Source organism: Pseudonocardia sp. ICBG1034, assembly GCF_020131375.1.
GTDB classification, from domain to species: domain Bacteria; phylum Actinomycetota; class Actinomycetes; order Mycobacteriales; family Pseudonocardiaceae; genus Pseudonocardia; species Pseudonocardia alni.
Genome location: NZ_JAHLEK010000017.1, coordinates 1,008,287 through 1,029,841, shown reverse-complemented (window position 1 = coordinate 1,029,841; position 21,555 = coordinate 1,008,287). Strand labels below are relative to the sequence as shown.

The 21,555-nt window shown below is 74.2% G+C and carries 17 protein-coding genes; 15 read left to right on the top strand and 2 right to left on the bottom strand.

All coding sequences use genetic code 11. The annotated features are described in order from the left end of the window. Positions 1-25: 25 nt before the first annotated feature. From KPF22_RS19525 to ileS, 9 genes are all read left to right on the top strand, one after another. Complete coding sequence (locus KPF22_RS19525) at positions 26-1,048, top strand: cell division protein FtsQ/DivIB (protein ID WP_224400911.1); 1,023 nt, start codon at positions 26-28, stop codon at positions 1,046-1,048. Positions 1,049-1,272: 224 nt separating this feature from the next. Further along, a complete protein-coding gene (ftsZ, locus tag KPF22_RS19520) occupies positions 1,273-2,676 on the top strand; it encodes a cell division protein FtsZ (RefSeq protein WP_224400912.1) in 1,404 nt (467 codons plus the stop codon). A gap of 5 nt (positions 2,677-2,681) precedes the next feature. Next, positions 2,682-3,464, top strand: coding sequence for a peptidoglycan editing factor PgeF (pgeF, locus tag KPF22_RS19515; RefSeq protein ID WP_224400913.1), 783 nt, complete (start codon positions 2,682-2,684; stop codon positions 3,462-3,464). Between the two features lie 64 nt (positions 3,465-3,528). Next, a complete protein-coding gene (locus tag KPF22_RS19510) occupies positions 3,529-4,287 on the top strand; it encodes a YggS family pyridoxal phosphate-dependent enzyme (RefSeq protein WP_208820705.1) in 759 nt (252 codons plus the stop codon). A 128-nt stretch (positions 4,288-4,415) separates the two neighbouring features. Then, on the top strand, positions 4,416-5,165 hold the full coding sequence (locus KPF22_RS19505) for a cell division protein SepF (protein ID WP_062402184.1): 750 nt from the start codon (positions 4,416-4,418) through the stop codon (positions 5,163-5,165). Positions 5,166-5,168: 3 nt separating this feature from the next. Next, on the top strand, positions 5,169-5,465 hold the full coding sequence (locus tag KPF22_RS19500) for a YggT family protein (RefSeq protein WP_373324230.1): 297 nt from the start codon (positions 5,169-5,171) through the stop codon (positions 5,463-5,465). A gap of 47 nt (positions 5,466-5,512) precedes the next feature. Next, the gene (locus KPF22_RS19495) at positions 5,513-6,367 is read left to right on the top strand and encodes a DivIVA domain-containing protein (protein WP_062402187.1); all 855 of its coding nucleotides are present in this window, start codon (positions 5,513-5,515) and stop codon (positions 6,365-6,367) included. An 88-nt stretch (positions 6,368-6,455) separates the two neighbouring features. Continuing rightward, positions 6,456-8,006 (top strand): hypothetical protein, encoded by a 1,551-nt coding sequence (locus KPF22_RS19490; RefSeq protein ID WP_224402901.1) that lies wholly within the window; start codon positions 6,456-6,458, stop codon positions 8,004-8,006. Between the two features lie 266 nt (positions 8,007-8,272). Continuing rightward, positions 8,273-11,458: an isoleucine--tRNA ligase gene (gene ileS, locus KPF22_RS19485; protein ID WP_224402900.1), complete on the top strand. Its 3,186-nt coding sequence runs from the start codon at positions 8,273-8,275 to the stop codon at positions 11,456-11,458. A gap of 23 nt (positions 11,459-11,481) precedes the next feature. Here the strand turns inward: ileS and KPF22_RS19480 are convergent, their stop codons facing one another. Beyond that, a complete protein-coding gene (locus tag KPF22_RS19480) occupies positions 11,482-12,090 on the bottom strand; it encodes a hypothetical protein (RefSeq protein ID WP_224402899.1) in 609 nt (202 codons plus the stop codon). A gap of 66 nt (positions 12,091-12,156) precedes the next feature. On the opposite strand from KPF22_RS19480, the gene KPF22_RS19475 reads away from it, so the two are divergent. From KPF22_RS19475 to KPF22_RS19455, 5 genes are read left to right on the top strand one after another with little or no spacing between them, the layout of a single operon-like run. After that, positions 12,157-12,966 carry a methyltransferase domain-containing protein gene (locus KPF22_RS19475; protein WP_224402898.1) on the top strand — a complete coding sequence of 270 codons (810 nt, stop codon included), beginning with the start codon at positions 12,157-12,159 and terminating at the stop codon, positions 12,964-12,966. A gap of 13 nt (positions 12,967-12,979) precedes the next feature. Further along, positions 12,980-14,473 carry a potassium/proton antiporter gene (locus KPF22_RS19470; RefSeq protein WP_208820715.1) on the top strand — a complete coding sequence of 498 codons (1,494 nt, stop codon included), beginning with the start codon at positions 12,980-12,982 and terminating at the stop codon, positions 14,471-14,473. A gap of 43 nt (positions 14,474-14,516) precedes the next feature. Beyond that, entirely contained in the window at positions 14,517-15,065 is a 549-nt protein-coding gene (gene lspA / locus KPF22_RS19465) for a signal peptidase II (RefSeq protein ID WP_224402897.1), read from the top strand. 10 nt (positions 15,066-15,075) lie between these two features. Then, on the top strand, positions 15,076-15,987 hold the full coding sequence (locus KPF22_RS19460) for an RluA family pseudouridine synthase (RefSeq protein WP_062404557.1): 912 nt from the start codon (positions 15,076-15,078) through the stop codon (positions 15,985-15,987). Positions 15,988-15,990: 3 nt separating this feature from the next. Beyond that, positions 15,991-16,713 carry a hypothetical protein gene (locus tag KPF22_RS19455; RefSeq protein ID WP_224402896.1) on the top strand — a complete coding sequence of 241 codons (723 nt, stop codon included), beginning with the start codon at positions 15,991-15,993 and terminating at the stop codon, positions 16,711-16,713. A gap of 253 nt (positions 16,714-16,966) precedes the next feature. On the opposite strand, the gene KPF22_RS19450 is transcribed toward KPF22_RS19455, so the two are convergent. Next, complete coding sequence (locus tag KPF22_RS19450; RefSeq protein WP_208820719.1) at positions 16,967-17,593, bottom strand: HAD-IA family hydrolase; 627 nt, start codon at positions 17,591-17,593, stop codon at positions 16,967-16,969. Positions 17,594-17,937: 344 nt separating this feature from the next. Between KPF22_RS19450 and dnaE the strand changes: the two genes are divergently transcribed. Next, positions 17,938-21,486, top strand: a complete 3,549-nt coding sequence (dnaE, locus tag KPF22_RS19445; RefSeq protein WP_224402895.1) for a DNA polymerase III subunit alpha — start codon at positions 17,938-17,940, stop codon at positions 21,484-21,486. Positions 21,487-21,555 lie beyond the last annotated feature (69 nt).

Here is a 21,555-nt window from a genome sequence, read left to right as displayed (position 1 = left end):
ACGGCGGCGGCACAGCGGGGGCACGATGAGCAGCGACGAGCAGGACACCGGCGACGACCGGGCCCGGGACGGTGCCCGCTCGCCGGGCCGCCGTGACCCCGAGCAGGAGCGCCGCGCCGCCGAGCGCGCCCGGCGCATCCGGGAGCGCCGCGCCGCCGAACGCCGCGCCGCCGCCGGGACCCCCGCCGCCGACGGCCACGACCAGCCCGACGAGCCCGGGGAGACCGGCGACCGGGCCGCCGACACCGACGAGGTGGCCGGCCCGGCGGGCCGGGGGAGCGGGCGCGGCGCGGCTGCCGCGGTCCGGGAGCGCACGGCGGCCCGCGCGGCCGAACGGTCCCGCAGCCGCGACCCGCGCTACCGGCGCCGTCGCCTCGTCGCCCTGCTGGCCACCGCCGCCGTCGTGCTCCTCGGGGTGTCCGCGGCCGGCTGGTGGGCGCTGGGCCGGTACGGCCCCCCGGTGGCCACCGTGCGGGTCGACGGCACCCGCCAGATCCCCGTCCGCGACGTCGAGGACGCCGCGGGCGACCAGACCGGTGTCCCGCTCGCCGCGGTCGACACCGACGGCGTCGCCGCCCGCGTGTCGGCCATCCCCGGCGTCGCCGCGGTGGAGGTGGACCGGTCCTGGCCGGACACCCTGGTGGTGGCCGTGACCGAACGCACCCCGGCCGCGCTGCTCGACACCCCGGACGGACCGAAGCTCGTCGACGTCACCGGGTTCGTCTACCGCGACGCCCCGCCCGACGTGCGACTGCCCCGGCTCCAGCTGCCGCGCGTCGCCCCGGACGATCCCGCCACCCTCGCCGCGGTCGGCGTCCTGCAGGCACTGCCGGCCCCGGTCCGCGACCAGGTGCAGACGCTGTCGCTCGGCGGGGGCGGATCCACCTTCGAGCTGGGGCTCACCGAGGACCGGCGGGTCCTGTGGGGCCCGTGGCCGGACACCGACCGGACCGCCGCCCGGGCCCGGGTCCTCGGACCGGTGCTGCAGCGCGAGGGCGCCGTCTACGACGTCTCCAGCCCGTCGCTGGTCACCGTCCGGCAGCGTTGACCCGCCGCACCCGGCCCGATGGTCGCGGTGGGTGACCGTCCGACGACCGTGCGGGTTTCCATCGGCGGCGAGGTCGAACCACCCGGGCGGGGTGTTGTCGTCGTGCGGCGCGCCTGCTGGACCCGGGCACCGCACTCCACTTAGCGTGCGCACCCGAAGGCCCGGGGCACCCGGAGCTTGACCCACCCGAACCCCGGACCCCGAGCGACTGGAAGGTGCCGCGCATGACGCCCCCGCACAACTACCTGGCAGTGATCAAGGTGGTCGGCATCGGTGGCGGCGGCGTCAACGCCGTCAACCGGATGATCGAGGTCGGCCTCAAGGGCGTCGAGTTCATCGCGGTGAACACCGACGCCCAGGCCCTCCTCATGTCCGACGCCGACGTGAAGCTCGACATCGGTCGTGAGCTGACCCGCGGCCTCGGTGCCGGCGCCAACCCCGAGGTCGGGGGCAAGGCCGCCGAGGACCACGCCGAGGAGATCGAGGAGGTCCTCAAGGGGGCCGACATGGTCTTCGTCACCGCGGGCGAGGGCGGCGGCACCGGCACCGGCGGCGCACCCGTCGTCGCGTCGATCGCCCGCAAGCTCGGCGCGCTGACCATCGGTGTCGTCACCCGCCCGTTCACCTTCGAGGGGCGCCGCCGCGCCGGGCAGGCCGAGGAGGGCATCCAGGCGCTCCGCAACGAGTGCGACACCCTCATCGTCATCCCGAACGACCGGCTCCTGCAGCTCGGCGACGTCGGCGTCTCGCTGATGGACGCCTTCCGCTCCGCCGACGAGGTGCTCCTCTCCGGTGTCCAGGGCATCACCAACCTGATCACCACCCCCGGCCTGATCAACCTCGACTTCGCCGACGTCAAGTCGGTCATGTCCGGGGCCGGGTCGGCGCTGATGGGAATAGGGTCCGCACGCGGCGAGGGCCGCGCGGTGCAGGCCGCCGAGAAGGCGATCAACTCGCCGCTGCTCGAGGCGTCGATGGACGGCGCGCAGGGCGTGCTGCTGTCGATCGCGGGCGGCTCGGACCTCGGTCTGTTCGAGATCCACGAGGCGGCGTCGCTGGTCCAGGAGGCCGCGCACCCCGAGGCGAACATCATCTTCGGCACCGTGATCGACGACTCGCTCGGCGACGAGGTGCGGGTCACCGTGATAGCGGCCGGCTTCGAGGGCGGCACGCCGACCCACAAGAAGCTCGAGCCCGCCGTGTTCGCCCGCGGCACCCAGAAGTCCGCCGAGCCGGCACCGCAGTCCGCGCCGCCCGCGCCGCAGCAGGCCGAGCAGACCCAGCAGCACCACACCCAGCAGCACCAGGGCCAGCAGCCGCAGGGCCAGTCCCGCTGGGCCGCGACGACCGCGACCACCCCGTCGGCGCCGCACCTGCCCGCCACGGCGCAGGCCCCCGAGCGCACCGGGACGCTGCCGCCCGCGCAGCCCACCGCCCCGGCCCCGCGCCAGGGCGACACCCAGCACCACGGCGGCGACGGCGCGTCCGTCCCGAGCGGTCCGATGTCCGCGCCGGCCTCGCCGACGTCGGCCCCGGCCCAGCACGGGACCGTCGGCGGGAACCCCGCGGCGCGTCCGGCCGAGCCGGTCGAGGACGAGGTGGACGTCCCGCCGTTCATGCGGCGCTGACCCGCGTGCCGGACGCACCGACACCGGCCACGGCGGCCCGCGCGGGCGGCACCCGCCGCGCGCGGATCCGCCGGGTCACCACCACCCGCGCCGGTGGCCGGTCCGAGGGCCCGTTCACCTCGTTCAACCTGTCGTCGGGGGTCGGGGACGACCCGGCCGCGGTGACCGGGAACCGGGCCCGCGTCGTGCGTGAGCTCGGCCTGTCCGGACTGGTGTTCCTGAACCAGGTCCACGGCCGCGACGTCGCCGTGCTGCGCGAGTCCCCGCGGGCCCGCCCCGGCACCGGCGGGGTCGCCCCGGACATCGCCGACGTCGACGCCGTCGTCACCGACGTGCCGCTGCTCGGTGTCGCGGTGCTCGCGGCCGACTGCGTACCGGTGCTGCTCGGCGACCCGGTCGCCGGCGTCGTCGGGGCCGCCCACGCGGGCCGCGTCGGCGCGGCCGCGGGCGTCGTCGACGCCGTCGTGACCGAGATGACCGCACTGGGCGCGCAGCCCGCACGGCTGGAGGTCCTGCTCGGGCCGTCGGTCTGCGGCCGCTGCTACGAGGTGCCCGCGGCCATGCGCGCCGAGGTCGACGCCGCGCTGCCGGGCAGCGCGTCCACCACCCGCACCGGCACCGCCGGCCTGGACCTGCGTGCCGGGCTCACCCGCCGCCTCGCCGACCTCGGCGTCACGAAGGTCGCGACCGACCCGCGCTGCACCGTCGAGGACCCGGACCTGTTCAGCCACCGCCGCGACGGCCGCTGCGGCCGCCAGGCCGGGATCACCTGGCTCGACCCGCGCTGACCGGCGCCCCGGTCCGGCGATCCACGCCACGCGGGGCTCGCGGGCGCCCCCGCGGGCGGGAACGATGGACGCCGTGTCCGATCCCCGCACCCCCACCGCCGACCGCGTCGGCGAACTGACCGACCGACTGGCCGCCGTCCGCGAGCGGGTGGCCGAGGCCTGCCGCGCCGCCGGCCGCGACCCCTCCGAGGTCGGGCTGCTCGCCGTCACCAAGACGATCCCGGCCGCCGACGTGGCCGCACTGGTCGACCTCGGGCTGGACGCCTTCGCCGAGAACCGCGCGCAGGAGGCGGCGTCCAAGGTGGACGAGGTCCGGGCCCTGCGCCCGGGCGTCTCCCCGGACTGGTTCTTCGTCGGCGGGCTGCAGCGCAACAAGGTACGGACGGTGCTCCCGTGGGTGACACGGATCGACTCCGTCGACTCGACCCGGCTGGCCCGCGCGATCGACAAGGAGGTCGCGAAGGCCCGCGACGCGGGGGATCGCGGCGGCCCGCTGCCGGTGCTCGTGCAGTACAGCGTCGACGGCGACGCCGACCGCGGCGGCGTCGCCCCGGAGGGGCTCGTCGAGCTGACGGACCTGGTCACGGAGCTGCCGGGGCTGGAGCTGGCCGGGCTGATGGCCGTCGCGCCGCTGGACTGGGAGCCCGATGCGGCGTTCGAGCGGATCGCCGAGGCGCACCGGGAGACCGTCGGGCGGCACCCCGGTGCGACGGTCCTGTCGGCCGGGATGAGCGGGGACCTGGAGTCGGCGATCGGTCACGGATCGACGGTGGTGCGTGTCGGTACGGCCCTTGTGGGGGATCGGCGGATAGCCTCCGAGTAATCGCTGGTGGGTGTGGGTACTGAGCAGGTGGCGGAGACCGCACCGCCGGCGAGACCGTCGCCAGAACGCGGGGTGCGCGTGCGGTTGGGACGCGTACGGAGTCGAGCAGTACTGCGAGGGGACAGCGGATGAGCGCGATGTACCGGCTGAAGGCGTACTTCGGCATGGTCCCGGCCGACGAGATGGACTACGTGGACGAACCGGATCACTACCGGGGCGGCCACGAGCACCACGCCGGCCCGCGCGGTGACCGTTGGTCCGCCGGGGCCGGTCGGTTCGCCGACCAGGCGTCCTACGACGACGACCGCTACGAGACCGCGGTCCGCTACGAGGACGGATGGGGCGCCCGCCCGGCGCGGGAGACCCTCCGTCCGGCGCGCGCCGTGCGGCAGGATCCACGCGGCGAGCGGGAGACGCTCGGGCTGGTCCCGGAGCGCGGGAACCTTCCCACCCCTCTCGGAGGGGGCGCCGGAGCGGCCGTCCGCGGGGCGCTGGCGATGGACCCGGAGACCCTCCGGGGCCCGGCACGCGAGGAGCGGAGCGAGCCCGTCGTGGCTCCCGCGCCGGTTCCGGAGCAGCGCGACCGGGCCGCCGCGGGACCGGCGTCGATCACGACGCTGCACCCGCGCAGCTACAACGAGGCCCGCACCATCGGCGAGCGCTACCGCGACGGTGTGCCCGTCATCATGAACCTCACGGATCTGGACGGCGCGGCGGCGAAACGCCTGGTCGACTTCGCCGCGGGCCTGGCGTTCGCACTGCGCGGGAGCATCGACAAGGTCACCGACCGGGTGTTCCTTCTCACGCCGGCCGACGTCGAGGTCTCCGCGGACGACGCGCGGAGGCTCGCCGAGCGCGGAGCTTTCCGACAGGATTGAGTCGTGGCCGACCCGATCCTGACGCTGATCTACTACGTCCTGTTCTTCTTCTGGCTGCTGCTCGCGGCCCGCATCGTCGTCGAGATGGTCCGGTCGTTCGCGCGCCAGTGGCGACCCGCCGGAGCGCCCGCCGTGGCGCTCGAGGTCGTCTTCACCGTGACCGACCCTCCGGTCAAGTTGCTGCGGAGAGTGATCCCCGTGGTCCGTATCGGAGGCGTAGGACTGGACCTGTCGATTATGGTTCTGTTGCTGGTGGTGTTCATCTCGATGAGCGCCGTCAGATCACAGCTCCTGGGATGAGCCCCAGTCACCCGGGAGTGCCGCCGAGGACCGCATGAGGTGATCCGATGCCGCTGACGCCCGCCGACGTTCATAACGTCGCGTTCAGCAAACCCCCGATCGGGAAGCGGGGTTACAACGAGGACGAGGTCGACGCCTTCCTCGATCTGGTCGAGGCCGAACTGGCCCGGCTGATCGGGGAGAACGACGACCTGCGCGACCAGGTCGCGCAGCTGGAGCAGCGTCTCGGCGATGCCGAGGCCGACCTGGAGGAGGCGCGGAGCCAGCCGGCTCCGGCGCAGACCCAGGCCCTGGCCGCCTCCCCGTCGCCGATGGGCCGTGGTGCGGGTGCTCCCGCTCCGCAGCTGGCCGGTGCCGGACCCGCCGATGCCGACGGCGGTGACCACCACGTGCAGGCCGCCAAGGTCCTGGGCCTCGCCCAGGAGATGGCGGACCGCCTGACCGCGGAGGCCAAGAACGAGGCCGACACGATGCTGTCGGACGCCCGGAACAAGTCCGAGCAGCTCCTCTCGGACGCCCGGACGAAGGCCGACGGCCTGGTCAACGACGCGCGCTCGCGTGCCGAGACCATGCTCAACGACGCCCGCACGCGGGCCGAGACGCTCGAGCGCCAGTCGCGCGAGAAGGCGTCCGGCCTGGTCAGCGAGGCCGAGCGCAAGCAGAACGAGATCATGGGCGCCATCCAGCGCGACAAGTCCGTTCTGGAGAAGAAGATCGACGAGCTCCGGACCTTCGAGCGGGAGTACCGCACCCGTCTGAAGACCTACCTGGAGTCGCAGCTGCGTGACCTGGAGGGTCGCGGTTCCGCTGCCCCGTCGGACGGCTCCGGTGCCACCAGGTCGGGCTCGAACGGCGGGTACGCCGCCTCCGGGTACGGCCAGCGGGCCGACACCGGGAGCTGACCGCCCCACGGCGCCTCCGAGGCGCCGGGGACGACCGACGACGACCGGGTAGCGGACAGGTGCCGCTGCCGACCGACGGAGTTCGCCGATGCTGGTGCTGGTCCTGATCCTCGTGGTCATCGCGCTGGTGCTGCTGCTCGCAGGATGGTTCCTGCACGTGGTGGCACTGGCGTGGACATCGGTGGTCATCAGCCTGATCGCGGGCCTGGTGCTCGCCTACGACTGGTGGCAGACCCGTGCCGCGGTGAAGGCCGGTGACCGGGCGGAGGCCGACGCCTCCGGTCGAGGCACCGGCGCCCCCGCGGCGCCGGACCGGGCCGACCGGGCCGACATGGAGGCGCGCTACGGCGCCGACATGGAGCCCGCGACGCAGGTCCTGCCGGTCGTCCGGCCGGACAGCGGCGCGGCCTCGGGCACGCCCGGGGCGGCGCAGAACGCGACCGACCAGACCATCCAGATGCCGGTCGTCAGGCCGTCCGGCTCTGCGGAGGGACCGCCCGGCGCATCTCGATCGGGTGGACTTTCCTCACACACGGTGACCGAATCCGGGGCCGAGGACGCGGCCGACCCGAGTGGGGTGGCCGCGTCGCACGCGGGCGCCCCGGCGGGACCGGACGCGTCGGCGGGACCGGACGGAGAGGGCGGTGCGGGTCGTGGCGGCGACCCGGCACGGTCCGGCCCGGCCGAACCCGGCACTGCGGAACCGCCCGCCGGGGCGACGACGCGGGCGACCGACTCGCGGCCGACCGGAACCGGCGCCGCCGGCACGACGTCGGCCGTGACGGCGGCAGCCGCAGGCGCGGTCACCGCCGGGACGGCCGGTGCCGTGGTAGCCGGCCGCGACGGCGGGTCGGACTCCGGCCCGGCAGCACGTTCCGGTGCCCACGACGGTGCCGACGACCCGGGCTTCGGCTCGGGGTCGGGCACCGGCTCGGGCGCCGACGGCACGGGAGGCGCCGGCACGGGCACCCCGCCCGCCGCCGGATCCGACCGGCCGGACAGCCCGGAGGGCCGGTCCGGCCCCTCCGATGCGACCACCGCGACCCGTACCCCGGGAACGGCGGACACGACCACCGCGGACGCCGCTCCGGGCTCGGCGGACGCGACCACCGCGACCCGCACCCCCGGACCGGCCGACGCCACCACGGTGACCCGCGCCGCGGGTGCACCCGGGGGACCGGGCGCGGGCGGCTCCGGCGGACCGGCCGGAGCGGGCAACCCGTCCGGCGCGGACCATCCCGACGCCGCCGTGTCCGCGGGCGCCGCGGCCGCGGGATCCGGGGCCCCCGCCGACGACACCCGGGCCGGGACACCCGCGGGCACGCCCGCCGGAGCCGGCGCGGACACGAACGGCACCCCGGCCGACACCGTCGGGGCCGACGCGCCCGCCGGGACCGACGGCGACTCCCCGGAGGAGCCGCGCGACCCGACCCTCGCCGCACTCGCCGCGCGCCTGCCCGACGAGGTGCTCGTCATCGACGAACACCCGCGGTACCACGTGCAGACCTGCCGGGCCCTCACCGGTCGCCCGGTGATCCCGCTGCCGGTCAGCGAGGCCGTCGAGCTCGGGTTCACCCCGTGCGGCTGGTGCGCACCGAACCGGACCCTCGGCGAGCGTCACCCCGCCCAGGCCCGCTGACCAGCAGCGCGGCGCGCCCCACGGAATAACGGGGCGCGGTCGCGCGCTACCCTGGTTCCACAGGCACCGATCCGGCCATCACCGGGGAGCCTCCGGAAGAAACGGCCCCGGGCCGGAGTAGAACCGGACGGGTGCGGCCCGTCATCGCCGTCGAACGAGAGGCCCGTGCACCCGTGCACGGGCAAGCGGGGTGGTACCGCGGCCCGGCTCTCCAGAGCCGTCGTCGTCCCCGTGCGAAGCGAGAGCACGCACGAGGAGCGACACACGTGAGCGGCTATCCCGACGTCCCGGCGCACCCGTCGTTCCCGACGCTCGAGCAGGACGTGCTCGCGTCGTGGGACACCGACGACACCTTCCGCGCGTCGGTCGACCGGCGCCCCGCCGGTGAGAACGGGGCCGACGAGTACGTCTTCTACGACGGCCCGCCCTTCGCCAACGGCCTGCCGCACTACGGCCACCTGCTGACCGGCTACGTCAAGGACGTCGTCCCGCGGTACCGCACCATGCGCGGCCACCGGGTCGAGCGCCGCTTCGGCTGGGACACCCACGGCCTGCCCGCCGAGGTCGAGACCGAGAACCAGCTCGGCATCAAGCACAAGTCCGAGATCGACGAGATGGGCGTCGCCGCGTTCAACGAGGCGTGCCGCACGTCCGTGCTGCGCTACACCGGCGAGTGGCGCGACTACGTGACCCGCCAGGCCCGCTGGGTCGACTTCGACAACGACTACAAGACCCTGGACCTGGACTACATGGAGTCCGTCCTCTGGGCGTTCAAGTCGCTGTGGGACAAGGGTCTCGTCTACTCCGGCTTCCGGGTGCTCTGGTACTGCTGGCGCTGCGAGACGCCGCTGAGCGCCACCGAGACCAAGATGGACGACGTCTACACCGACCGGCAGGACCCGGCGGTCACCGTCGGACTGCGCCTGTCGACGCCGGACCGCCCGGAGACCGACGGCGCCCTCGCCCTGGTCTGGACGACCACTCCGTGGACCCTGCCGTCGAACCTCGCCGTGGCCGTGCACCCCGACGTCGACTACGTGGTGGTGGAGGCGAACTCCGAGCGCTGGCTGCTCGCGGAGGCCCGGGTCGCCGCGTACGCCCGCGAGCTGGGGGAGGAGCCGCCGGTGCTGGCGCGGGTGACGGGGTCCGACCTGCTCGGCGCGAGCTACACCCCGCCGTTCGACTTCTTCACCGGCCGCGAGAACGCCCACCGCGTGCTCGCCGCGGACTACGTCACCACCGAGGACGGCACCGGGCTGGTCCACATCGCCCCCGCCTTCGGTGAGGAGGACAAGGAGGTCACCGACGCGGCCGGCATCGAGGTCGTCAACCCGGTCGACTCCCGCGGCGAGTTCACCACCGAGGTCCCGCCGTACGCCGGCATGCAGGTGTTCGACGCGAACCCGCAGGTCATCCGCGACCTGAAGGACGGCAACGCGCACGCGCAGGGCGTCCTGCTGCGCCACGAGACCTACGACCACCCGTACCCGCACTGCTGGCGCTGCGGCAACGCGCTGATCCAGCGCGCCGTCGACTCCTGGTTCGTGCGCGTCACCCAGTTCCGGGACCGGATGGTCGAGCTCAACCAGGAGATCGACTGGACGCCCGCGCACGTGCGCGACGGCCAGTTCGGCAAGTGGCTCGAGGGTGCCCGCGACTGGGGCATCTCCCGCAACCGCTACTGGGGCAGCCCGATCCCGGTGTGGCAGTCCGACGACCCGCGCTACCCGCGCACCGACGTCTACGGCTCGCTCGACGAGATCGAGCGCGACTTCGGCGTGCGCCCGACCGACCTGCACCGGCCGTACGTCGACCAGCTGACCCGGCCCAACCCGGACGACCCGACCGGGCGCTCGACCATGCGCCGGGTGCCGGAGGTGCTCGACTGCTGGTTCGAGTCCGGCTCGATGCCGTTCGCGCAGGTCCACTACCCGTTCGAGAACCGCGACTGGTTCGAGCACCACTACCCGGGCGACTTCATCGTCGAGTACAACGGCCAGACCCGCGGCTGGTTCTACACGCTGCACGTGCTGGCCACCGCCCTGTTCGACCGGCCCGCGTTCCGCAACTGCGTCGCGCACGGCATCGTCCTGGGCGACGACGGCGCGAAGATGTCCAAGTCGCGCAAGAACTACCCCGACGTCAACGAGGTCTTCGACCGCGACGGCAGCGACGCCATGCGGTGGTTCCTCATGGCGAGCCCGATCCTGCGCGGCGGCAACCTCGTCGTCACCGAGCAGGGCATCCGCGAGGGCGTCCGCCAGGCGATCCTGCCGCTGTGGAACACCTGGTACTTCCTGTCGCTCTACGCGGGCGGGGAGCGCGGCACGTTCCGCACCGACAGCCCGCACGTCCTCGACCGGTACGTGCTGGCCAAGACCGCCGACCTCGTCGACGGCGTCACCGCGGCCATGGACGCCTACGACATCGCCGGGGCCTGCGAGCGGATCCGCGACCACGCCGAGACGCTGACCAACTGGTACGTCCGCCGCTCCCGCGAGCGGTTCTGGTCCGAGGACCCGGCCGTGCGCCAGGACGCCGTCGACACCCTGCACACCGTGCTGGAGGTGACCTGCCGGGTCGCGGCGCCGCTGCTGCCGCTGACCACCGAGGCCATCTGGCGCGGTCTCACGGGGGAGCGGTCGGTGCACCTCACCGACTGGCCCGCCGGGTCGGACCCGTCGGTCTCGCACCGTGAGGCCGGAGCCGGGCTGCCGCACGACGCCGGCCTCGTCGCCGGGATGGACCGGATCCGGCAGGTCGCGAGCGCGGCGCTGTCGCTGCGCAAGTCCGCGAAGGTGCGGGTGCGCCAGCCGCTGCCCGCGCTGACCGTCGCCGCCGGCGACGCCAAGGCGCTGGAGGACTTCACCGGGCTGCTCGCCGACGAGGTCAACGTCCGCTCGGTCGAGCTGACCGACGACGTCGCCACGCACGGCCGGTTCGAGATCGCCGTCAACGCCCGGGTCGCCGGGCCGCGCCTGGGCAAGGACGTCCAGACCTGCATCCGCGCGGTCAAGGCGGGGGAATGGTCCCAGGAGGGCGACACCGTCGTGGCCGCGGGGATCGCGCTGCAGCCGGGCGAGTTCACCGAGAAGCTCGTCGCCGCCGACCCGGAGCGGACCCAGGCCCTGCCCGGGAACGCGGGGCTCGTCGTCCTCGACACCACGGTGACGCCGGAACTGGCGGCGGAGGGCACCGCCCGCGACGTCGTGCGCGTCGTGCAGCAGGCCCGCCGTGACGCGGGTCTGGACGTGTCCGACCGGATCGCGCTGACCCTCGACGGTCCGGACGCGGTGCTCGACGCCGTCCGGACCCACGAGGCGTTCGTCGCCGGGGAGGTGCTGGCGACCTCGGTCGCCTACGGCGCCGCCGGGGACGGCGCGTCGAGCGGGCAGGTCGTCGGCCCCGACGGCGCGTCGGTCACGCTGTCGACCGCGGTCGCCCGCGCCTGACCGGTACCGGCGCCGACCACCGCTCAGGGGCGGGGTGTCACCGTGAGACGGACGCGGTGGTCGGCGCCGGAGACCCGGGTGACCTCGACGGTCGCCGGGACCCCGTCGATCCGGCACACGACCGTCGCGCCCTCGGCCACCGGCGGGCAGCGCGGGGACAGGAGCACCGCGTCGTGGCCCGCGGCGCGCAGCGGGTCGCGCACGGCGAACATCAGGACCCCGGCCAGCGTGTCGGTCCCGGTCGGGCCGGGGCCGGGGACGACCACGTCCAGCTCCGCGACGCCGTCGGCGGACACCGGGAAGTCCCAGCGGGTCCGCACGACGTCCTGCGGGGTGGACCCGCGGGCGCCCTCCACCCGCGTCCCGTCGACGCGCACGGTGCCCCAGCCGTGGCGGCCCCCGTCGTCGCGCATCCGGCAGCCGAGGACCGGGTCGTCACCGTCCAGGACCCGGCAGTCGGCGGTGACGCCGGAGTGCTCCCGGCCCGTCGCCGCCTCGACCAGCAGCGCCGCGCCCTCGGCCGGCGACGGCAGCGGTTCGTGCTGCGACCACAGCACCAGCGCGGTCGGGAGGACCACGACGCCGACGGTGAGCGGCAGCCACCACCGGGGCGGACGGGGTCGATCGGGCACGGGGACGGTCTGGCCGACCGGGACCGGCCGCAACTCCGCAGAACCACCGGGCCCTATCCTCACCCCATGGGTGACGCGGCGGAACGGTGGCGGGAACGCCAGACCGGCCGCGGGATCCCCGACCACGTCCTCCGGCACGCCCCCGCCGACCCGTGGACCCATGACCCCGCCGACTTCACCCCGCCCGCGGAGCCGGCCGACACGCCGTCGCACCGGGCGGCGCGGGCGATCGCCGAGCGTGCCGCGGCGTGGACCTGCGCCGGGGCGTCGGTGCTCGACGTCGGCTGCGGGGGCGGGGACGCCGCGTTCGGCGCGGCGTGGCCCGAGCCGTCGCCGGTGGCGCGGGTGGTCGGCGTCGACCGGCAGGCCGACATGCTGGCGGTGTTCGCCGCGGCGGCCCGCGCCCGGGACCTGCCCCACGGCACCGTGCACGGCAGCTGGCCCGACGCGGCCGGGGACGCCGGACGGCACGACGTCGTCGTCTGCCACCACGTCCTGCACAACGTCGTCGACCTGCCCCCGTTCCTCGCCGCGTTGACCGGCGCCGTCCGCACCCGCGGCGGGATCGGCGGCGTCGTGGTCGAGATGCTGACCGAGCACCCACTGGCCTGGCTGGACCCGCTGTGGGAGCGCTTCCACGACGTGGTCCGGCCGCCGTCGGCGACCCACGACGACGCCGTCGCGGTGCTGCGCGAACAGCAGGGCGTCGACCCGGAGGTCCTGACCTGGACCCGTGCGGCCCGCCTGCCGCACGACGCCGCCTGGGTCACCCGCCGGCTCTGCCTGCCCGCCGACCGCGTCGAGGCGGTCGCCGCCGCGCTGGTGGACCTCCCGCCGCGGCGCACCGACGCCGTCACCCTGACCTGGTCGCCCTGAGCAGGGGGCCCCGGTGAGTCTGGAACTGCTGCTCGGCATCTCCGCGGGGGTGCTGCTGCTCGGCGTGCTCGCGGTGCGCGTCTCGGTGCGGCTCGGCCTGCCGTCGCTGCTGCTCTACCTGGGCATCGGCGTGCTGCTCGGCGAGTCCGTGCTGGGCATCCCGTTCGACGACACCGGCCTCACCGAGTCCCTCGGCCTCACCGCGCTCGTGCTGATCCTCACCGAGGGCGGGCTCACCACCCGCTGGTCGGCGGTGCGGCCCGCGCTCGGGCTCGGGCTGCTGCTGTCGACGCTGTCGGTGCTGGTGTCGATCGCCGTCGCGGGCGGGCTGCTGCACCTGCTGCTCGACCTGGAGTGGCGCACCGCGCTGCTGTGGGGCGCGGTGCTGTCCTCCACCGACGCCGCCGCGGTGTTCTCCGTGCTGCGCGGGGTCGCCGTCCCGCAGCGCCTCGCCGGGACCCTGGAGCTCGAGTCCGGGATGAACGACGCACCGGTGGTGATCGCCGTCGTCGTCCTGGCCGGGACCGAGGCCATCAGCTGGACGACGCCGCTGCTGATCGTCTACGAGCTCGTCGCGGGCGCCGTCGTCGGCGTCGCGCTCGGGCTGGGCTCGGCGTGGGCGCTGCGCCGCGCCGCGCTGCCGTCGACCGGCCTGTACCCGCTCGCGGCGATCGCGTCCTGCCTGCTGGCCTTCGCCGCCGGGCAGGGCGTGCACGCCTCGGGGCTGCTCGCCACCTACTGTGCCGCGCTGGTGCTGGGCAACTCCCGGCTGCCGCACCGCGGCGGCGTCGTCTCCTTCGCCGAGGGCACCGGGTGGATCGCCCAGATCGGGCTGTTCGTGCTGCTCGGCCTGTACGCGGTGCCCGAGCGGCTGCCCGCCGCCGTGGCGCCCGCGCTGATCTGCGCCGCGGTCGTCCTGCTCGCCGCGCGGCCGCTGTCGGTCGCCGCCGCCGCACTGCCGTTCCGGGTGCCCTGGCGCGAACAGGCGTTCCTGTCCTGGGCGGGGCTGCGCGGAGCCGTGCCGATCGTGCTCGCCCTCGTCGCGGTCACCGAGGGCGGCGGCCAGAACCAACGCCTGGTCGACGTCGTGTTCGTGCTGGTCGTGCTGCTCACCCTGGTCCAGGGCACCAGCCTGCCCTGGGTGGCGCGGCTGCTCGGGGTGGTCTCGCGCACCGACACCCGCGGCGTCGAGGTCGACGCCGCCCCGCTCGACGAGGTCGACGCCGAGCTCCTGCAGGTGAAGGTGCCCCCCGGGTCCCGGCTGCACGGCGTCTACCTGCGCGAGCTGCGGCTGCCCCGCGGGGCCACGGTCAGCCTGGTCGTACGCGACGCCGAGGCGTTCTCCCCGGGCGGGGACACCCGGCTGCGCGAGGGGGACCAGTTCCTCGTCGTCAGCACCCGGGACAACCGGGAGGACACCGAACAGCGGATCCGCGACGTCGACCGCGGCGGCAAGCTGGTCCGCTGGCACGAGGGCCGGGGCCGGCCGAGCGGGCGGGCCGGCTGACCGGCCGGTCGGCGGTGTCGGGGCGACCCGCATAATCACGGGTGTGAGTGCCGACCCCCCACCCCCCACCGCGCCGATCGACCCCGCCGTACGACGGCGCGGTGTGGCGCTGCTGGCGGGCATCGCCGTGGTGTGGCTGGCGCTCGACCTCGTCACCAAGATCGCCGCCGTCGCCACGCTGGAGGGGCAGCGGCCGGTCACCGTGATCGACGGGTTCTTCTACCTCACGCTGCTGCGCAACCCGGGCGCCGCCTGGTCCATGGCCACCGGCTACACCTGGGTGCTGACGATCGTCGCCGTGGTGGTCGTCGGCGTCATCATCCGGATCGCGCGGCGGCTCGCCTCGACCGGCTGGGCGATCGGCCTCGGCCTGGTCCTCGGCGGCGCGCTGGGCAACCTGGTCGACCGGTTCTTCCGCGCACCCGGACCGATGCGCGGGCACGTCGTGGACATGCTGGCCTTCTTCTCCCCGGACGGGAGCGTCTTCCCCGTGTTCAACATCGCCGACACCGGCATCGTGTGCGGCGGCATCCTGCTGGTGCTGATGGCCGTGCGCGGCATCGAGATCGACGGGAGCCGCGAACGTGGGTGAGGTACGCAGCATGCCGGTGCCCGACGGGCTGGACGGCATGCGGATCGACGCCGGGCTGTCGCGCCTGCTGGGTCTGTCCCGGACCGTCGTCGCGACCCTGGCCGAGTCCGGCCGGATCTCGGTCGACGGCCGCGAGGCCGGCAAGTCCGACCGGCTGCCCGGCGGGTCCTGGCTGGAGGTCGAGCTGCCCGACGCGCCGGCGCCCGCGGTCATCGAGGGCCCGGCGGAGGTCGTCGCGGGCCTGACGGTGCTGCACTCCGACGACGACATCGTCGTCGTCGACAAGCCGGTCGGGGTGGCCGCGCACGCCTCCCCGGGCTGGACCGGTCCGACCGTGACCGGCGGGCTCGCCGCGCTCGGGTTCCGGCTGTCCACCTCCGGCGCCGCCGAGCGGCAGGGCATCGTGCACCGGCTCGACGTCGGCACCACCGGGGTGATGGTCGTCGCCACCTCCGAGCACGCCTACACCGAGCTCAAGCGGGCCTTCAAGGAACGCACCGTCGACAAGCGCTACCACGCCGTCGTGCAGGGGCACCCGGACCCGTCGTCGGGCACGATCGACGCCCCGATCGACCGGCACCCGCGCCACGACTACCGGTTCGCGGTGATGCAGAGCGGCAAGCCCAGCGTCACCCACTACGACACCATCGAGGCGTTCCGCTCGGCGAGCCTGCTCGACGTGCACCTGGAGACCGGGCGCACCCACCAGATCCGGGTGCACTTCTCCGCACTGCGCCACCCCTGCGTCGGCGACATCACCTACGGCGCCGACCCGACGCTGGCCAAGCGGGTCGGGCTGTCCCGGCAGTGGCTGCACGCCCGCACGCTCGGGTTCGCCCACCCCGCCGACGGGCGGCACGTCGAGTTCACCAGCCCCTACCCGGCCGACCTCGACGCGGCGCTGGACGTCCTGCGGGACTGACGCGTGACCGGTCTGAGCACCCGGGCCCTGGCGTGGATCGCCGCGGCGATGGCGGTGGTGTTCCTCGGTGCGCTCTGGGCCGCCGGGTCCGGTCCGTCGGCCGGGCCCCCGGCGGCGACGGGGTCGGTGCGGCTGGGCCCCGGCCCCGGCCAGGACGTCGCCGGCTACCTCGCCGGGCTGCCCGCGACGCTGCCGGCACCGGGGGTGTCCGTGCCCGCGCTCGTGCAGTTCACCCGCCCGCTGGCCCCGTCCGACGCCGCGGCCGCGGGCTCCGGGACGACGACCACGACCGCGGTGTTCCGGGTGCCGTTCGACCGGGTGCAGACCGCGCTGCGGTTCGAGCCGGTCACCGGCACCGGGGACCCGGCGGCCGCGCTCGGCGTCGCCCGTGAGCGGGCCGCCTACGCCGCCGAGGCCGACGCCGACCGCGCCGCCCGCGACGGTGGGGGAGCGGCCACGCCGGAGGCCCGCGCGGCACTGACCCGGCGGGCCGCCGTGGCCGCGGCCGAGCGACGCGCGCTCGCCGACCCGGGCTGCGCCTGCGTGGTCGCGCTGGTCGTGACCGCCGACCGGGCCGGGCTCGAGGCGCTCGCCGCGCGCCCGGGCGTGCGCGGCGTGCAGGCCGCGCCGGCCGGGACCGGCGCACCGGAGCTCGCGCTGTCGCCGCTGCTGCCCGAGCAGACCACCACCGCGAGCCCGCCGCCCGACGACGGCCCCGTCCCCTGAGCCGCGCGCGTCCCCGAGCCGCGTTCCCGGCCCTCGTCAGCCCCCGGCCCTCGTCAGCCCCCGGCCCTCGTCAGGTCCCGGCCCTGGTCGCCCCGGCTCACCGTCCATGATCAGCACGACCGAGCCGATCGGTGCCGGATGTGGCACCGATCGCTGCACGCGTGCCGATCATGAGCCCGACGGTGCCCGGGGTCGGCGGCCCCCCCCTGACCGCAGTGCACGACCGTCGCTGCCGCTGGTCCCGGGGGACCGGTCAGCCCAGCACCCCGCGCTCGCGCAGCACCCGCACGGCCCGGGCGGCGCCCTCCCAGCGGTGGGCGTCCCAGCCGTGCGCGGACGCGGCGCGGACGTTGTCGACGCGGTCGTCGAAGAACAGCACCTGCTCCGGTGCGGTGCCGAACTCGACGTCGGCGCGCCGGAAGATGTCCTGCGACGGTTTCGCGGCGCCCACGTCGGCGGAGAACAGCAACCGGTCGAACGGGCTGCTCCAGGCCGCGGCACGCACCGCGGAGGCCAGCCCGCGCGGCGCGTTGGACAGCACGGCGAGGCGCACCCGGGCCCGCGCGAGGTCGGCGATCAGCATCGACGACGACGGCGGCAGCGTCGACCAGAACGTGACGTCCACCCGCTCGGCGGCGTCCATCCGGGCGCGCTCGGGTGCCAGGCCCAGGTCGGCGCAGACGGCGGTCCAGTAGCGGTCCGGCGGGTCACCCAGGTCGTGCCGGGCGCGGTGGCGCCAGTACGCCTCGCGCAGCACGGGTTCGGGTACGGCGAACACCCCGGCCAGCCGGCGCTCCAGGCCCGCGGACGGCACCAGCACCTCACCGAGGTCGAACACCACGGTGCCGGGCGGCGTCGTCGGCTCGGGGGCGGTGGGCATCGTGGCCCGACCCTAACCCGCCGCCGGGCCGTCCGCGACACGCCGTCGTCCGGGGTGGACAGGGGGTGAGCAGGCCCGACACGCGGAGCCCGATCGTGCCCGGCCGCCGTCGCCGGAACCGTCGGACCCCACCGTTACGCTGGGGCCCTCACCGATCCGGTCGGTCCGGACCCGCAGGGTCCACCGGCTCCGGCGAGCGGGCCCCGCCAGGTCCGCGTACCGGCGCCGACGCCCCTGCCCGTCCGCGCCGCCGGCCCGGTGTCGGCACGTCCGCCCCGACGGGCGTGCGCACCAGCGGAGGTCCGCGCCGTCCCAGCGGCGCGGGAGAGGAGCGCGGGACACACATGGGCAGTGCCGGATCCGGGAGTCGCTCCTTCGTCCATCTGCACACGCACACCGAGTTCTCGATGCTGGACGGTGCCGCCCGGCTCGACGACCTGTTCTCCGAGGCCGCCAAGCACGAGATGCCGGCCATCGCGATGACCGACCACGGCAACGTCTACGGCGCCTTCGAGTTCTGGCGCAAGGCGAAGGCGCACGACGTCAAGCCGATCATCGGCATGGAGGGCTACCTCGCGCCCGGGTCGCGGCACGAGCGCAAGCGCACCGCGCTGGGCAACGGCAGCGAGAACAACCCCGACCTCATGTACACCCACATGACGCTGCTCGCGGAGAACACGGAGGGGATGCACAACCTCTTCCGGCTCTCCTCGCTGGCCAGCCTCGAGGGCTACTACTACAAGCCGCGTATGGACCGCGAGCTGCTGGAGAAGTACGGCAAGGGCCTGATCGCGACGACGGGCTGCCCGTCCGGCGAGGTCGCGCGCCTGCTCCAGCAGCACGACTTCGACGCCGCCTGCCAGGCCGCGAGCGACTACCGCGACATCTTCGGGAAGGACAACTTCTTCCTGGAGCTCATGGACCACGGCATCGAGATCGAGAAGCGGGTCCAGGAGGACCTGTTCCGGCTCAAGGACAAGCTCGACCTGCCCGGCCTCGCGACGAACGACCTGCACTACACCTACCCGGACGACACCAAGGCGCACGAGGTGCTCCTGTGCGTCCAGACCGGCAAGACCCTCGCGGACCCGAACCGGTTCAAGTTCGACGCGCAGGACTTCTACCTCAAGTCCGCCGCCGAGATGCGCCAGCTCTGGGACCCGATCCACCCCGAGGCCTGCGACAACACGCTGCTCGTCGCCGAGCGCTGCAACATCGACTTCACCACCGGCCAGGACCTCCAGCCCAAGGCGCCCGTCCCCGAGGGGGAGACCGAGGAGTCCTGGCTGATCAAGGAGGTCGAGCGGGGACTGCACATGCGGTTCCCCGACGGCGTCACCGAGAAGTACCGGCAGCAGGCCAACTACGAGGTCGGCGTCATCATCAAGATGGGCTACCCCGGCTACTTCCTGGTGACCGCGGACCTCATCCAGCACGCCAAGTCCGTCGGCATCCGCTGCGGCCCCGGCCGTGGCTCGGCGGCGGGCTCGCTGGTCGCCTACGTCCTGGGCATCACCGACCTCGACCCGATCCGGCACAAGCTGATCTTCGAGCGGTTCCTGAACCCGGACCGTGTGTCGATGCCCGACATCGACATGGACTTCGACGAGCGCCGGCGCGGCGAGATGATCCGCTACGTCACCGAGAAGTACGGCGAGGACCGGATCGCGCAGATCATCACCTACTCCACGATCAAGGCGAAGGCCGCGATCAAGGACTCGGCGCGGGTGCTGTTCGGCCAGCCCGGCTACTCCGTGGCCGACCGCATCTCCAAGGCCATGCCGCCCGCGGTGATGGGCAAGGACATCCCGCTGTCGGGCATCTTCGACCCGTCGCACAAGCGGTACTCCGAGGCGACCGAGGTCCGCGCCCTCTACGAGGCGGACCCGCAGGTCAAGGAGATCGTCGACACCGCGCGGGGCCTCGAGGGACTGAAGCGGCAGTGGGGTGTGCACGCCGCGGGCGTGATCATGTCCTCGACGCCGCTGATCGACGTGATCCCGATCCAGCGCCGGGAGTCCGACGGCGCGATCATCACGCAGTTCGACATGGGCGTCTGCGAGACCATCGGCCTGCTGAAGATGGACTTCCTGGGGCTGCGCAACCTCACCATCCTCGACGACGCCCTGGAGAACATCGAGCTCAACGGCAAGCCCGCCGTCGACCTGGACAAGGTCGAGCTCGACGACCGGAAGACCTACGAGCTGCTCTCCCGCGGGGACACCCTCGGCGTGTTCCAGCTCGACGGCGGCCCGATGCGGGACCTGCTGCGCCGCATGGCACCCAGCGAGTTCGAGCACATCTCCGCGGTCGGCGCGCTGTACCGCCCGGGCCCGATGGGTGCGAACGCGCACAACGACTATGCCGACCGCAAGAACGGCCGGCAGGAGATCACGCCGATCCACCCGGAGCTCGCCGAGCCGCTCAAGGAGGTCCTCGGCGAGACCTTCGGCCTGATCGTGTACCAGGAACAGGTCATGTCCATCGCGCAGGTGCTGGCGGGCTACACGCTCGGCCAGGCGGACCTGCTCCGCCGCGCGATGGGCAAGAAGAAGAAGGAGATCCTGGACAAGGAGTACGCCGGCTTCGCCCAGGGCATGAAGGACAACGGCTACTCCGCCGACGCCGTCAAGACGCTCTGGGACATCCTGCTCCCGTTCTCCGACTACGCATTCAACCGCGCCCACTCCGCCGCCTACGGCGTCGTGTCCTACTGGACGGCCTACCTCAAGGCGAACTACCCGGCCGAGTACATGGCCGGCGTGCTCACCTCGGTGCGCGACGACAAGGACAAGGCCGCGGTCTACCTGGCGGAGTGCCGCCGGATGGGCATCACGGTCCTCCCGCCCGACGTCAACGACTCGGTGCGCAACTTCGCCCCGGTCGGCGACGACATCCGCTTCGGCCTGGGCGGCATCCGCAACGTCGGGCACAACGTCGTCGACGCGATCGTCGCCGCGCGGCGGGAGAAGGGGAACTTCGTCGACTTCTCCGACTTCCTGCGCAAGGTCGACGCGGTCGTCTGCAACAAGAAGGTCGTCGAGTCGCTGATCAAGGCGGGCGCGTTCGACTCGCTCGGCCACTCCCGCAAGGGCCTGCTGCTCGTGCACGCCGACGCCATCGACGCGGTGATGAGCACCAAGAAGGCCGCCTCGATGGGCCAGTTCGACCTGTTCGGCTCGCTGGACGGCCCGGGCGAGGGCGACGACGGCGGTCTCGGCGGCATCTTCGACGTGAAGGTGCCCGACGAGGAGTGGGACACCAAGCACAAGCTCGCCGTCGAGCGGGAGATGCTCGGCCTCTACGTGTCCGGGCACCCGTTGCAGGGCCTCGAGCAGGCGCTCGCCGCGAAGTCCGACACCTCGATCGCCGACATCGTCGAGGGCTCGGTCGCCGAGGGCGCGCAGGTCACCGTCGGCGGCATCCTCGCCAACGTCAACCGCCGGGTGAACAAGAACGGCGAGCCGTGGGCGTCGGCGCAGATCGAGGACCTCGCCGGCGGCATCGAGGTGCTGTTCTTCCCGCGGGCCTACCAGGTGGTCGGCGTCGACGTCGCCGAGGACGCGATCGTGCTGGTCAAGGCGCGGGTCAACAAGCGCGACGACCGCGTGTCACTGATCGCGAACGACCTCGCGGTGCCCGAGCTCGCCACCGGCGAGGCCGGGCTGCCGATCAAGGTCAGCCTGCGTACCGACCAGTGCACCCCCGAGCGCGTCGCGAAGCTCAAGGAGGTGCTGACCCACCACCCCGGCACCTCCGAGGTGCACCTGACCCTGGTCTACGGCAGCAAGACGACCGCCCTGCGGCTGGACGACTCGCTCAAGGTCATGCACACCTCGGCGCTGATGGGGGACCTGAAGGCCCTGCTCGGCCCCGGCTGCCTCGGCGGCTGACCGCCCACACCCCTCCCCGGGCGTCCGCACCCGTTGCCACGGGTGCGGACGCCGGGCAACGGGTGTGGG

Bases quoted from the DNA above. Each gene is read 5' to 3' on its own strand.
- KPF22_RS19525 (WP_224400911.1), top strand. From the start codon at position 26: ATGAGCAGCGACGAGCAGGACACCGGCGACGACCGGGCCCGGGACGGT.
- ftsZ (WP_224400912.1), top strand. From the start codon at position 1,273: ATGACGCCCCCGCACAACTACCTGGCAGTGATCAAGGTGGTCGGCATC.
- KPF22_RS19510 (WP_208820705.1), top strand. From the start codon at position 3,529: ATGGACGCCGTGTCCGATCCCCGCACCCCCACCGCCGACCGCGTCGGC.
- KPF22_RS19505 (WP_062402184.1), top strand. From the start codon at position 4,416: ATGAGCGCGATGTACCGGCTGAAGGCGTACTTCGGCATGGTCCCGGCC.
- KPF22_RS19495 (WP_062402187.1), top strand. From the start codon at position 5,513: ATGCCGCTGACGCCCGCCGACGTTCATAACGTCGCGTTCAGCAAACCC.
- KPF22_RS19490 (WP_224402901.1), top strand. From the start codon at position 6,456: ATGCTGGTGCTGGTCCTGATCCTCGTGGTCATCGCGCTGGTGCTGCTG.
- KPF22_RS19475 (WP_224402898.1), top strand. From the start codon at position 12,157: ATGGGTGACGCGGCGGAACGGTGGCGGGAACGCCAGACCGGCCGCGGG.
- KPF22_RS19460 (WP_062404557.1), top strand. From the start codon at position 15,076: ATGCCGGTGCCCGACGGGCTGGACGGCATGCGGATCGACGCCGGGCTG.
- KPF22_RS19450 (WP_208820719.1), bottom strand. From the start codon at position 17,593: ATGCCCACCGCCCCCGAGCCGACGACGCCGCCCGGCACCGTGGTGTTC.
- dnaE (WP_224402895.1), top strand. From the start codon at position 17,938: ATGGGCAGTGCCGGATCCGGGAGTCGCTCCTTCGTCCATCTGCACACG.